The sequence below is a fragment of the Pedobacter sp. genome (genome assembly GCF_035566355.1).
In the GTDB taxonomy this organism is placed as follows: Bacteria; Bacteroidota; Bacteroidia; order Sphingobacteriales; family Sphingobacteriaceae; genus Pedobacter.
The window spans coordinates 1-14,097 of record NZ_DATMRL010000290.1; the positions used below are offsets into that span (position 1 = coordinate 1).

Annotated in this window: 11 protein-coding genes and 1 pseudogene; 1 reads left to right on the forward strand and 11 read right to left on the reverse strand. The window is 36.1% G+C overall.

Annotated features, from left to right (window positions below):
* The 8 genes from VNZ46_RS11370 to VNZ46_RS11405 form a co-directional block, all read right to left on the reverse strand.
* Window positions 1–193, reverse strand: a 193-nt coding sequence (locus VNZ46_RS11370; RefSeq protein ID WP_325560276.1) for a hypothetical protein, incomplete at its 3' end; no start/stop codon positions are given.
* A 35-nt stretch (window positions 194–228) separates the two neighbouring features.
* The gene (locus VNZ46_RS11375) at window positions 229–1,689 is read right to left on the reverse strand and encodes an MOP flippase family protein (protein WP_325560277.1); all 1,461 of its coding nucleotides are present in this window, start codon (window positions 1,687–1,689) and stop codon (window positions 229–231) included.
* A 4-nt stretch (window positions 1,690–1,693) separates the two neighbouring features.
* A complete protein-coding gene (locus VNZ46_RS11380; protein WP_325560278.1) occupies window positions 1,694–2,788 on the reverse strand; it encodes a hypothetical protein in 1,095 nt (364 codons plus the stop codon).
* An 11-nt stretch (window positions 2,789–2,799) separates the two neighbouring features.
* On the reverse strand, window positions 2,800–3,933 hold the full coding sequence (gene rffA / locus VNZ46_RS11385; protein ID WP_325560286.1) for a dTDP-4-amino-4,6-dideoxygalactose transaminase: 1,134 nt from the start codon (window positions 3,931–3,933) through the stop codon (window positions 2,800–2,802).
* Window positions 3,930–4,631 carry a GNAT family N-acetyltransferase gene (locus VNZ46_RS11390; RefSeq protein ID WP_325560279.1) on the reverse strand — a complete coding sequence of 234 codons (702 nt, stop codon included), beginning with the start codon at window positions 4,629–4,631 and terminating at the stop codon, window positions 3,930–3,932. The genes rffA and VNZ46_RS11390 overlap by 4 nt, the downstream gene beginning before the upstream one ends.
* 8 nt (window positions 4,632–4,639) lie before the next feature.
* Entirely contained in the window at window positions 4,640–5,944 is a 1,305-nt protein-coding gene (locus tag VNZ46_RS11395; RefSeq protein WP_325560280.1) for a nucleotide sugar dehydrogenase, read from the reverse strand.
* Window positions 5,945–5,953: 9 nt separating this feature from the next.
* Entirely contained in the window at window positions 5,954–8,335 is a 2,382-nt protein-coding gene (locus VNZ46_RS11400) for a GumC family protein (RefSeq protein ID WP_325560281.1), read from the reverse strand.
* A 15-nt stretch (window positions 8,336–8,350) separates the two neighbouring features.
* Complete coding sequence (locus VNZ46_RS11405; RefSeq protein ID WP_325560282.1) at window positions 8,351–9,139, reverse strand: polysaccharide biosynthesis/export family protein; 789 nt, start codon at window positions 9,137–9,139, stop codon at window positions 8,351–8,353.
* 282 nt (window positions 9,140–9,421) lie between these two features.
* Between VNZ46_RS11405 and VNZ46_RS11410 the strand changes: the two genes are divergently transcribed.
* The gene (locus tag VNZ46_RS11410; RefSeq protein ID WP_325560283.1) at window positions 9,422–10,144 is read left to right on the forward strand and encodes a tyrosine-protein phosphatase; all 723 of its coding nucleotides are present in this window, start codon (window positions 9,422–9,424) and stop codon (window positions 10,142–10,144) included.
* 63 nt (window positions 10,145–10,207) lie between these two features.
* Here VNZ46_RS11410 and VNZ46_RS11415 read toward each other — a convergent pair whose 3' ends face one another.
* The 3 genes and pseudogenes from VNZ46_RS11415 to VNZ46_RS11425 form a co-directional block, all read right to left on the reverse strand.
* The gene (locus VNZ46_RS11415) at window positions 10,208–10,909 is read right to left on the reverse strand and encodes a DUF3823 domain-containing protein (RefSeq protein ID WP_325560284.1); all 702 of its coding nucleotides are present in this window, start codon (window positions 10,907–10,909) and stop codon (window positions 10,208–10,210) included.
* Window positions 10,910–10,925: 16 nt separating this feature from the next.
* On the reverse strand, window positions 10,926–12,827 hold the full coding sequence (locus VNZ46_RS11420) for a RagB/SusD family nutrient uptake outer membrane protein (protein WP_325560285.1): 1,902 nt from the start codon (window positions 12,825–12,827) through the stop codon (window positions 10,926–10,928).
* A 31-nt stretch (window positions 12,828–12,858) separates the two neighbouring features.
* Window positions 12,859–14,097, reverse strand: a pseudogene (locus tag VNZ46_RS11425) (SusC/RagA family TonB-linked outer membrane protein); the annotation flags it as partial.

Below are 14,097 nucleotides of genomic sequence, written 5' to 3' on the forward strand. Positions count from 1 at the left end.
GGAACTGAAATAAATATTTTAATCCTATTCGGTCAAGGGACAAGATATTCTCGTACTCCTTCATATATACCATAGTATCAGATCCAACTCTAAATCTGAATCCAGCTAATATAATAAGTACAAACAGCACCAGTCTAGACATAAATGCCTTTCCTGAATCTGCACCCCAAAGATCATAATTGATTATGGGCACCAAAAGAATAATTATGATCAAGAAATAAACCATTACTATTTCAAAATTTGATTTAATTTAAATTTCTTAAGCTGACCAATAAGTTGATTTAACAATTTTGGATTAAAGAAATAACTCAAAATGACATACCCGCATAGAAACAAGAAGCTAATACTAACAACGCCTATTATATTGTTAGTAAAATACTTTTGAAGAAAATATAATGGAAATAAACTAAGCGATATAAGAAAAGCTCTATATTGAACTGATAAATACTCGCTTACACTAATATCGATTAGCTTTTTAAAAAGCAATAGAACGCTCGGCCAAATATTAAAAATCGTAAACAAGGCCAAAAATGAAACACAGACATAAATATTAAAGAATGATCCTAAATATAATATTATAAAGTTTCCAATTACCCTATAAATAGTCCAATAGAAGCCGACATCGGTTCTTCCTAAAGCTATCTGCAGTGAACCTACTGGATTCCCAATGCTTAAAATAGAGTAAAATACGCACAATATTGAAAGCAGAAGTGAATATTCAACATATTGATGTCCATATAAAATTCCTATTATAAATGGAGAAGCAAAAGACATTAAAAAATATATAGGGAAATTAATGAAAGATAAAAACTCCACCACTTGCAAATACCTCAATTTCACCTCATCCTTATCTTTTTGAAGTTTTGATAGCGTAGGTGTTAGAACCTTTGTTATAATCGGATTAATGAACCCATAAACACGCTGGGCTAATTGCTTTAATAAAGAATATGCACCCAATACTTCTATCGAATAACAGGAACTAATTACAAGAACATCCATTTGAGAGCTAAAAAAATCTAGTGTAGAGCTTCCTAACTGATATAGGCCTATTCTTAAAAAAGGCTTAATATCATTAATTTTAAAATGAAGTTTTATGTTCTTTTCTTCAAAAATAGCCTTAAACAAGTATACAACAGCTATAAAAACAGAATACGCAACAGTAGAATATATTAAACTATTTACTCCATAACCAGCAATTGCAAAAATAACCGATGATATAAATAGGATAATAGATCCTATTATCTCCATCATCGATATAAAACGAAAATGTAATTTTTTCTGTTGAATTGTCCTTTGAAGTCTGGAAAGTGACGAAAAAATTATTGTTAATGAAAGTACCGGTATAATATAGATTAATCTGGATTCATGATAATAATCCGCTATTAGCGGCGACGTCAATGCGACTGCTAAGTATAAAATAACTCCCGTGATGATATTCAGCCAAAACAGGGAACTATATTCATTCTCTGAAATATCCAATTTATATAAGACAGCGGATGAGAGTCCAAAGTCTAAAAAGATATCCGTAAAAGCAATAAATAAAAGCGCTATTGCAACAAGCCCAAAATCAGCTTTAGTAAGAAACCTAGCAAGAATTGCAATCTGACCTACTTTTGCCAGCATAGAGATCACCGCACTCAGTGTAGTCCACTTTAAACTTGATATTGCAGAACTCTTTAAATCTGACATATTATTAAATTTCTTGTATTAGTAAATACTGACTCCTAGAATTATACTTCTCAAGCATAATTCTTTTATTAATTTCTCTATCCACAAGTGACAACGGATAATCTATACTATTCTGATCTAACTTCTCAATGCTGAAAATTTTAATCCCTAACGATATAAAAAAATCATACAATGGATTACACTCATATAAGAAAACTTTAGCTCCAAAATATAAGGCCATCACAATATTACCCAAAGCACATTGTCTATAATTCCCATATATAAAAAAATTAGCGGATAAAAACTGTTGGTAGTAAACTTCAAGAGGAACAAATTCCGTTATAGGGAAAAAATTATTTGGTAATAAGTTATAACCAATTTCAGAAATATAATCTCTGTATCTGGAATCCCCGTAACTTAAAGGAGTAAATATCTTTCTGTTTGATAATTCAACATTCTGAAGTGTTTCAAAAATTGCTGCATGATTTGAATGCAAACTAGAAGAGTTTCCTACAAAAAAATTCATACCCTTACATTCGCTGTCCAATAATTCTTGATTTAGCAAAGTATCAATAGGATAATAGAAAAAAGATTTACGTTTTAAATGATTAGCTTCAGGAAAATGTGACACTAATAACTGATATTCCTGTTCGAAATCAGTAACAAGATATTTTATCTTACTTAATAGCTTAATTCTCTTATATACATGCTTTCTTCTATATTTTAATATTAAATTAAATAAGAAAACGGGTATACCTCTAGCTCTAAATTTCATAGCCTTTTTAGAATCAGAATATAACTGATAACCTCTTGTTTCTAATACTTCATATAAATCAGCTCCCCATACAAACCAATAAATGTTATCATGGGCTATTCTTTCCAAACATTGATCTGCATCTCTCCACATTGAGTGAAAAAAAACATGTGAGTAAGATTTTAGATCGCCAATTACACTCCAAAAGATACTAGAGCTATAATGTAAAAAATATACATTCTCCTGCTTCGTCACATATTTGGGCTCTTCCTGACCGGCAGACAATATTATAATATATTTATTCTCTCTAGGAAAAACCTTTTCAAAGTTATCGATTGTATTATTGATAACTTTCTCATCTTGCATCAAATGGAGCTTCAAAACGAATAAAATTTTTGAATCAAGGATGTGATCTTATCGAGATCACTATCAGTCAATTCATAAAACATAGGTAACCTAAGCAGCCGATCAGTAAAATTATCTGAATTTTTCAATTCTCGTCCGTCATGCTTTTCGACAAAGAAGGGTGATTTATGTAACGACAAATAATGAAAGACCGATAATATTTCATTGTCCCTTAAATACTTTATAAGATTAGTTCGATCGTCAATATTTTCACAAACCAAATAAAACATATGAGCATTATTTGTTGAGAAGTCTGGTACAATAGGAAAAGATATATTACTCAAATTTTTTAGTTTATCCGAATAAGCATGCCAAATATCTTTTCTTTTCACTTGGATGTTATCAAGATTTTCTAATTGTGCCCATAGAAATGCTGTAATGAGTTCAGATGGCAAGAATGAAGAACCTACATCTACCCAACCATATTTATCTGTCTCTCCTCTGAAAAATGCAGAACGATTTGTTCCTTTCTCCCATATGATTTCTGCTCTCTTTTCAAATTGTTCATCATTAATAGCTAACATTCCTCCCTCACCAGAAATAATATTTTTCGTTTCATGAAATGAAAATGCAGCCAAGTGCCCAATTGATCCCAATGCCCTCCTTACCCCATCTTTTCCAGTATAGTAGCTATCAATTGCCTGTGCTGCATCTTCTATAACAAATAGATTATGTTTTTCTGCAAGGTCCATTATTTTATCCATGTCACATGCAACTCCAGCATAATGTACTGGAACAATTGCTTTTGTTTTTGCTGTGATAAGAGATTCGAGACTAGACTCATCTATACCTGGATGATCCGCTCTGCTGTCAGCAAAAACAATTTTAGCTCCTCTTAATACAAACGCATTCGCTGTTGAAACAAACGTAAAGGAAGGCATAATTACTTCGTCACCTGGCTCTATATTGATTAAAATCGCAGCCATTTCCAACGCATCAGTACAAGATGTAGTCATTAAACACTTACCAAAGCCATACCTTTCCTTGAAAAACTCCTGACAACGTTGTGTGTATTTTCCATTACCGGATAGTTTTCCAGCGTTTACAGCATCGTAAATGTAATGTGTCTCTTTTCCTGTTAAATAAGGTTTATTGAAGGGGATCATAAGTTCCAAAAATGATAAATGTTAATATTATCTTTAATTACAAAATTTGCATTTGTATATAATTTTCTCGCGGGAATATTATCCATTTGAGTAACAACTTGAATTTCTTTAAAATTACTCTCTCGAGCAATTTCAATTGTTTTATTTATTAGCCCCATACCAATCCCTCTACCTCTGGCATCTTTGTGTACGGCAACGAGACCTATATCAGCTAAAATTTCATTCTTCTTCACTATAGTTGTAAATCCTAAAATCTTGCTTTTCTCATTCGCTATTAAAATATTGAATGCAAGCTCACCATTTATTGACTTTAAGATCCATTCGGTATATAATTTTCTGTATTCGCCATTTTTAAAATTCTTATCTAGATAAAATCTTGAATATACTCCACTTTCTAGGGCTAACGATACCAATTGATCAACGTCATGTTTTCGCTCATCAAAAAGAACCATGTTTTCAGTAAATGACAATCTATTAATATTAGATATATTTTCGCGATGAAATACTACCTTATTGTCAACCAGTGTTAGATTATTTAAGTTTAAATTATCCTTCGAAAGAACATACACCAAGCGATACTTTTCAGACTCATTCTTGAAGTCCTTGTAGTTAAAACCATTCAGATCGTCAATAGTAATTCTTCCTATTTCGAAACCAAAAAAATTAGAATCCCAGTCTACTCTTTCGATACAATTCATAATAAAAACTATAACCGACCATCAACAAGAGCCCTATCTAAGCATGCTTTAGTATCGAAAATCACCCCATTATTTCGTTTAATTTTCTTATAATCAAATTTCAGAAATTCATTGTGGGCTACTGCAACTATAACGGCATCATATATAACTGAATCATCAAGCTTATTTAGAATATCAATATTGTATTCATGCTTAACTTCTGATGCATCTGCCCAAGGATCATAAATATCAACACATAGTCCAAATTGAACTAGTTCATGAAAAATATCAACAACTCGCGTATTGCGAACATCAGGGCAATTTTCCTTAAAAGTAACTCCCATAATTAACGCTCTTGATCCTTTTATTTTATGATCCTTTTGAATCATCAATTTCACTACCTTATCTGCTACGAAAGGGCCCATGTTATCATTTACTCTACGTCCCGATAGAATAACTTGGGGATGATAGCCTAAAGCCTGCGCTTTATGAGCCAAATAATAAGGATCGACACCGATGCAATGTCCTCCTACAAGGCCGGGTTGATATTTTAAAAAATTCCACTTAGTTCCAGCGGCTTCAATTACGTCATTTGTATCAATTCCAATGCGATCAAAAATTAAGGCAAGTTCATTTACAAAAGAAATGTTTACATCTCTTTGAGCATTCTCGATAGCCTTAGAAGCCTCTGCAACCTTTATACTAGGAGCCTTATGGGTACCAGCGGTTATTATTGATGAATATAAATCGTCGACACGATTGGCTATTTCAGGCGTAGAGCCAGATGTAACTTTCTTGATTTTAGTAAGAGTATTAATTTTATCTCCTGGGTTTATTCTCTCTGGAGAATACCCTGCAAAGAAGTCTTTATTAAATTTCAGTCCGGATACCTTTTCCAGTATGGGAACACATTCTTCCTCAGTACACCCAGGATATACTGTTGATTCGTAGATTACAATATCTCCTGATTTTAATATGGCACCCAACATCTCAGAAGCTTTGATCAGTGGTCTTAAATCAGGTGATTTAAATTGATCAATAGGAGTAGGAACAGTTACGATAAATGTATTATATTTTTTTAAATCCCCTTTATCTGAGGAAAAAGCCAACCCAATCTTTGATTTCGCTTCCTTTCTTAGCTGAATAACAGCATTAAGATCTTCCAAATTAGCTTCTTGAGTCCGGTCTTCTGCTCTATTGAGTTCGGCAACTCTAAGAGTATTTATATCAAATCCTAATACGTCGTATTTTTTCCCGAACTCAATGGCCAATGGTAATCCAACATACCCTAGACCAATTATGGCAATCTTTGAATTATTAACGTTTAACTGCATGATTAATTATTAAAATCGTTTAACTAAATCCTTAAAGAAAGACTTAAAGGATATTTTATTGTGTTTTATATCATCTGAATAATACCCATAACCATACCCATAACCATAACCATAGCCGTATGATCCACCGATTTGTATCCCGTTCAAGATTGCATTCAATTTAGGGAACTTATTCTCCAAATAAAGTTCTTCCAATTTATCCAATTGCCATTTGAAAGTAACCCCTTGTCTAACTAAGTAGATTGTTGCTGAAGCTAGTCTTGACAAAATTTGAGCATCAGTAACAAGACCAATCGGTGGACTATCTATCAAAATCTCATCGTAATTTTTCTTCAAATAATCAATCAGATCAACAATTGAATCTTGAATTAACAACTCTGATGGATTAGGTGGTACAGGTCCAGAACCAATAACAAACAAATTATCATGTATTCCTGATGGTTGAATAATTTCTTCATTATTAGCTTTACCTATCAAATAGTTACTAAGTCCTAACTTATTTGTCAATTTCAGATACTTACTAACTTTAGGTTTTCGGAGATCCAACTCCAACAATATGGTTCTACGGCCGCTAATTGCAAAAGCTGCGGCGATATTTGAAGCGACAAAGCTTTTTCCTTCACCAGACATGCTCGAAGTAAACAAAGTAACATTCCCTAAATCATCTTTTTTCTTCCCATGAACGAATTGCATATTAGTTCGAATCGCCCTGAATTGTTCCGCAATCGCTTTTCTACTTTCCGGTGTTACTACAATAGGTTCTAGGCTTTCATTATAAACAATTTCTCCCAACAAAGGGACATTTGATCTCTGAGTTAGGTCTGAGATTTTCGTAACTTTATTATTTATTAAATCCTTACCATATATATACGCAATAGGAAGAAATAATCCAAAGGCTAATGCCACAATATAAGTAAGAGGCTTTTTAGGTTTAATTGGATCTATTGTGACAAATGCATTATCCACAACTCGACTATCTGCAACAGCTGAGGCATACGACAAAGCAGATTCTTCTTTTTTCTGCAAGAGATATAGGTAAAGACTTTCTTTAATCGTCTGCTGTCTCTTAATACTAATAAATTGCCTTTCTTGCCCCGGAATCTTCTTAATTGACCCTTCAAATTTAGAGTTATTCTGTGAAAGTGATTTTTTAGCACTTAATAAACTCTCCTCAATATTTTTAATAATTGCCCGAATGCCATTTCTAGACGTTTCTATCTGACTTGTGATAGGCTGTAAAATAGGATTTGTGCTTTGGGTCGTGGCTAACAATCTTTCTCGTTCTAATTGAAGTTTACTTAAAGCCTCCAATTGTGCCTGAAGCACCGGGTCGTCTAAACCAATTGTAATAGGTAATTTATCATCTAAGTTCCCTGAATTTAAATGTCGGTCCATATCCTTAATAACATTGAGCTTAAGATTAACCTCATTTAACTTAATGTCATTTGCCTTAACATTATCAAGAAATAGAGAAGCCTCGCTACTAATATCTGTTAATCCTTGACTACTCTTAAATCCCTCTACATCCTTTTCAACATCTGTTAACTCCCCACTAATCAGTTTCAACCTTTCATCTATAAATTTTATGGTACTTTGTGTTTCTTTATTTTTATCCGCCAAGGCAGCACCATTGTAAACATCAATTAAGGTATTTAAAATATCCTTTCCCTTTTGGGGAACTGTATTTTGAAATGTTAGCTTTAAAACGGTGGATTGCTTAGATGTTACAGAAACGCTTAACCGAGCTAAAAGATCATTAACGACCCGCATTGGATTAGCAAAAGAAAGCGAAAACACTTCATGTTTCCATTCCTGGAAATACGGCGTTTTTCTTATTATATATATACCAAGATTATTTCGTTGGAATTGATTTAAAACACCAATAACCTTCACCTTACTTTTGGTGTCTTCGATAACATATTTGTTATCATCCAAAAATCTAAGCTTTAATTCATTACCAAAGATTCTCTCATTTATATCCAGCGTTTGAATGATAACCGGACTTTTTTCATACATATCTGTGTTAACAACCCTTCCTTCAGCTTTTAATTCAACATTCAAGTTGAGTCTTTTCACAACCTCAGACATCAGGGTTTTTGACTGAATTATTTCCAACTCATTTTCTACAACCTTGGCACCACCAAAGATATCTAGTTGGCTCAAGATATCATCTGTAGGCATCCCTTTTTTCTCATCTTTAATTAAGAGTGTACTATTAATCTCATAAACAGGTTTGGTATAACGTAAATAAATGAAAGCTAAACATAAAGTAAATAATAGACCTAGTACAAATACTGGCCAGTGATACAAATATTTATTTATAATTTCATTTATATTTTCCTGTTCCTTAGCTTTTGTTTGGGTACTGTTAGAAGTTGTATCTATATTCATAAATCTAATTCACAATTATAATCTGGTGATCACTAAGGCTATTACAGAAAGAACCGAAACAATAAGCCCTATATTCCTATAAGATGAATCAACACTCGCATATTTTGCATTACTAGGCTGAACATATAGAACATCATTATTTTGCAAATAATAATACGGTGAGTTAAATATTTCTTTTTTATTCAAATCCAATCTAATGAATTCTCGCTTTCCCTGATTCTCCCTAATCAGCAAAACGTTCTTTCTCATCGCAGTAATATTCAAATCTCCCGAAAGGCTTAAGGCTTCTGGTAAGGATATTCTCTCAGTTTGAACAGGAAATACACCAGGTTTTGCTACGTCTCCGAGAACAGAAACCTTAAAATTCACCAAGCGTAAGCTAACAACAGGTTCCTTTAGATAAGTACCTAATTTGCTTTGAATTAGTTCTCTTGCAGATGTTGTAGTCAATCCATTAACTCTTACAGAGCCTATTAAGGGCAATTGAATGTCTCCATTACTATCAACCAAAAAGCCATTTGCAGTAATCAAAGGACTAACGGAAGCTGGAGTAGAGGGAACATTCGGATTTGTAGATGTAGTATTACCCATATTAAAGATAGCAGAGGCCTCTGGATTTAAGCTGCTAACTGTTATCGCTAATATGTCATCCTTCTGAATTTTCAAAGGCGCTAAATTCATAATCTGTTCCTGAACATTCCCACTGTCCTTTAAATCTTGAAAATAGGGCACTTGTTTATAAGGCACCCCGCAGGAGCTAAAAAATAGGACAACAACAATAGACAAGTATAATATCTGTTTCATAGGCTTATTAAGTCGCTTTTAGTTAAAATTTCCCAAAGATAATATTAAATCAACGGAAACAATTTAACTACATTTTTGTTACGCTATCCCTCTAAACAATTACAATGCCAATTTGCGTACCATATATTTATTCAGGACTTCTAAATTTTCAAAAAATGTCAAATTCCTTAAATAACCACCACAAAAATAAAACCTAGCTACACTTAAAGTAAAACTTTTCGGGGTTTTGAAAAAATTAACTACCTTGCCTTTAGATTAATTAAATAACAAAAACAGAATAAGATGCTATTTTTCAAACGTAAACCTGCCCATTCAGACTTTTCCGCCATCGGAATTGACATGCACTCTCACCTGGTTCCTGGTGTAGACGATGGAGCAAAAGACGTACAAGATAGTATACAACTCATTACAGGTTTAAAAGAACTAGGCTTCAACCACCTCATCACTACCCCCCATACCTTACAAGACATTCATCCCAATACAAAGGACACTTTGCAAGCGGGCCATGCATTATTAGACGGAAAACTACCTGAAGGTATACAGTTCAACCTCTCCTCTGAATACTATCTGGACGAGCAATTCCTAAACCAGGTCGAAGCAGGAGCAGTGATGCCTATGCCCGGTAATCGTCTACTCATAGAATTCAGTCAAATATCACGACCCCATACCCTAGAAGAACAAATTTTTGATCTGGGCATTAAAGGCTATCAGATCATTCTGGCCCACCCGGAACGTTACCTTTTCTTCCACAAACAATTCGATTACTATAAACGCCTGAAAGAAATGGGCGTCGAATTTCAAGTAAACGCCATGTCCTTAACCCCTCACTATGGCGAAAGGATTAATGTCATTGCACAAAAACTCATCGACAAAGACTATATCGATTTCATAGGAACAGATATTCATCACCTCCGGCATCTCGATTCCCTGAAAAAAGTACCTGGGACCAAACATTTCGCAAAATTAATAGACAGTGGATTATTAAAGAACCACCAACTACTATAAAAAAACCGCCCCGGTCCAAACCAGGGCGGCAAAAAAAACACTCAATCTAAACTACATCCCCAATTAAAACTGAACCTTCTGCAGTGGAGAAAAAATCATATCCTCCACCCCGCTGATCTTAACCCCAATCCGTGCAAAAACATAATTCTGCGTCGGAACAATCGTCGGAACAGCAACCGAAAAACTCAAATTATTCAAATCCGCAAGCGCAGCACCCGTCAATTCCTGATTAGCTATATTGTTACTCCCATCAACAAACTGCGTCTTATTAATATACAGCACCGCCCTTTCAATATCCTTTGCATTGCCATCAGTAATAATCTTTTCCAGCTTACAACTCGCATTCACCTTGCCAGAAGCCGCCGTAAAAACACTATTCCGCACCATATAATAAGGCATCACTTCTATATCCATCGTCTTACTCCCACTCATATTCACCGCCACCGTATCCTGCGCCCCCTTCGAATTCTTTGGCCAGAGAAACGGTCCCTGATTCGCAGAAAACACCAGCTTATAATTCCCATCAAACAATTTCGCAGAATAATGCCCTTCCTGATCAATATTCACATTAATAGCACCACTCTTTCCAAAACCCGGCTGCCACAATTCAAAATAAACATTCCCGTACTGAACATTAATCGCTTCCCCTTTATAAACAATCCTGCCATTAAAATCTGTAGCCGGCGCATCGTAATTATCTTTCTTGCAAGAACCCAAAAAGAGCACCAGCAACGTCGCAGTTAAAAAATAAAATCTAGGTCTCATATCTGTATCTTTAAACTTATTGATTAGGATTTTTAACAATTTTCGGATTTCTGTTGATGATATCCTGATTGATCAATGAATAGTAATTCCCCAAACGAAAGCGGTGTGCCGCAGTAACCTTACTTGGTTTGACCACTTTAAACACATACTTACCATCATTCGCATCTCCCGGATTATAATATTTATAAGGCCATAAACCAAACACCTGCGTATTCGTTCTGGCGGCAACCCCAATATTGGTCGCATTGGTAAAATCAGCAACAGACATCGCATTTCCGTTCCAAGCCTTATCCGCAAGTCTCCACCTTTTCATATCCCAGAGCTCATGCCCTTCAAAAGCCAGTTCTACCCTACGTTCATGAACCAAACGATCCAAACTCATATCCCCCGCAGTCAATGGCGTGGTCAAACCAGCCCTGTCCCGAACAGGCTTCAAATAATCTGCAGCCCCCTGAGCATCCCCCAGGGCAAAAGAAGCTTCAGCAGCATTCAACAACACTTCCGCATATCGGTACCTGATCCACCAAACCTCACTACGGGTACCAATCTGACCAGAACCCGTAGCCGGATCCAAATACTTACGCACATAAAAACCAGACTGCGCACTAAACTCCAATCCATCAATAGGTCCATCAGCGCCAACCACCTGTACCGTTCCAGGTTTACCAGGAAGCACATCCTTCTTGGTCTGTCCAAAATTATCTCCGGTGATGATCGTTCCATTGGCCAACATATAACCCGCCCAGATATCCACCGTTTTATTCTTAAACTGTGTACCCGGAAGAATCACCGTACCCGCCAGCCTCGCGTCCCTTCCCGCAAAAATATCCGTAATCCCAGTATAGTACACCGGGTTTCCCGAAGCATCCACACTTGCCAAAGAAGCATAAGTATTGTCTAATTTTTCAAAAGACTGCACCAAGTTCAAAGAAGGGTTCAAACGCCCACCCTGCTGTTCTTCAGCAGAAGACCGGGGTTGGTTATTAATCGTATACCCATGTACCTTATTGGTCTTCAGCTTAAAATCTTTAGCAAAGATCACCTCCGGATTATTGGCCTTATCTGTAAAAAGGCTCGAAAAATTATCAGACAAATTTGGGTTCTTCTTATATAAAGAATACTGTCCATCGCTGATGATTTCTTTAGCCGCCTGCAAAGATTTCTGGTAATAAGCCGTCGCCATAGATGCAGGAATACCTACCTCTCCGCCTGGTAAAGTCACTTGTCCGGTAGACACACCATATTTGGCAATAGACGCCGCATATAAAGCTGCTCTTGATTCCATAGCCAATGCTGCCCCCTTAGTAGCCCGGCTTTGCGTACTTGCCGAATTTGGAAGCATATTTTTAACCGCCTCCAGCTCACTGATTACAAAATCATAGATCTCAGATTCTTTAGCACGGGCATGCTGAAGATAAGTCGGATCACCACTGTAGTTATACTCCATAGGTTCCGTAATCAAAGGAACACCACCCATTCTTTTAACCAGCTCAAAATACACACCCGCCCTGATAAAACGAGCTTCGGCAATAAAACGGTTCTTATCCGCCTCACTCAAAGCTGTCGCTTCCTGGCCTCTTTTTAAAAACACATTCAGATCCCTGATGTACCCATAATCCCACCAGTTCCAGTTGTCATAACCAAATTCAGCATTCTGATGACGTCCATAATCTCCACCGTTGGAAGCAAAAGCTTCATCGAAATCCGTAAATTCCCACCAGGATTCAATGGTCTGGAAATCCGGATAACGGTCATAAAGGTCGCCAATCACAGAAAGAACCAGATTCGGATCCTTCCAGGTGGCCTCTACACTAAGCGTATTGGTTGGTTGCTTATTTAAATATTCAGAATCTTTTTTACAGGATTGTCCAAAAGTCAGCAGGACGATGGCAAACCAGGCATATCTTATATTTTTCATAACGTAAATCTTATTTTGATCGATTGGATGATTAGAGCGCTAATTTGATCCCTATATTAAAAAACTTGTTTTGCGGATACTGCAAACCATTATCATCTGCAATTTCCGGGTCAACCCCAAAACTTTTCAGGTTATCGATAGAAAACAAATTATAACCGTTCAGGTAAACCCTCGCATTCTGAACCTTGATTTTCTCCAGCCATCGCTTAGGCAAGGTATAACCAAACTCAATTGTCCTGGCCCTCAGATAACGCACATTGTGCAACCAAAAAGTAGAGTTTCTATTGTAATTGCTATGTCCGCCTTCATTGAAACGTAAAGCAGGATATTTACCCGCCATCCAAGGACTATTCAAATCATAAGGATCGGTCCGGTGCCAGCTGTCATCTGCAAAACTCTGCAATAAAGCACCCGTATTTTGAAATGCCCAGCGCTGTTCATAGTTCTGGTTCCAGGAATACAAAGACCCACCAGAAAAATCTGCAGAGAAATCAAAATTTTTGTAGCTCAGACCAATACTAAAGCCAAACATAATATTCGGCTGGCCAGTTGTGGTATAACCAATAGGCCTTTCATCATAACCATCAATTACACCATCACCATTCTGGTCCTTATAAATTAAATCCCCTGGCAACAAAGTGCTATTTCCTTTACCATCAATATTCACTTTGTAATTGTTGATCTCATCCACACTCTTAAACTGCCCGGTCACCTCATAGCCCCAGAAAATATTGTTATAGCGGTTTTCTATTGAATTCCTGTATTGATCCAGAGAGTTGTTGAAACGTGGCTTGTAAGATTCCAGGAATTTGCTTCTTGACAAAGAAAAGTTTCCACCAACGGTATATCCAAACTCCCCTATTTTATTCTGATAGTTCAGCGAAAACTCCCCGCCATATTGCGCATCACTGTTTACATTCTCATCCGAAAGGTTATAACCCAATTCAGCAGGCACCAAAATATCATTCTTAGTACCTCTAAGACCAGTACGTTTCCTATAGAAGTAATCAAACGTACCCGTTAGTTTCGTTTTAAAGAGAGAGAAATCTGCTCCAATATCTGTGATACGGCTTTTAAACCAGGTCAGGTTGTTTACAATCGGGCCTTTATCCCTTGAAGTCGTAATGGTCTTCCCGTCCAGGATAACGGTTCCCGCATTATAGTTGTAACCTGGAAGATAAGCAAAGGGATCCAGATCAATTTTATCATCCCCCAGTTGTCCATAAGAAGCCCTGAATTTTAAATCATCCAGAACCGAGTTTTCTCCCAG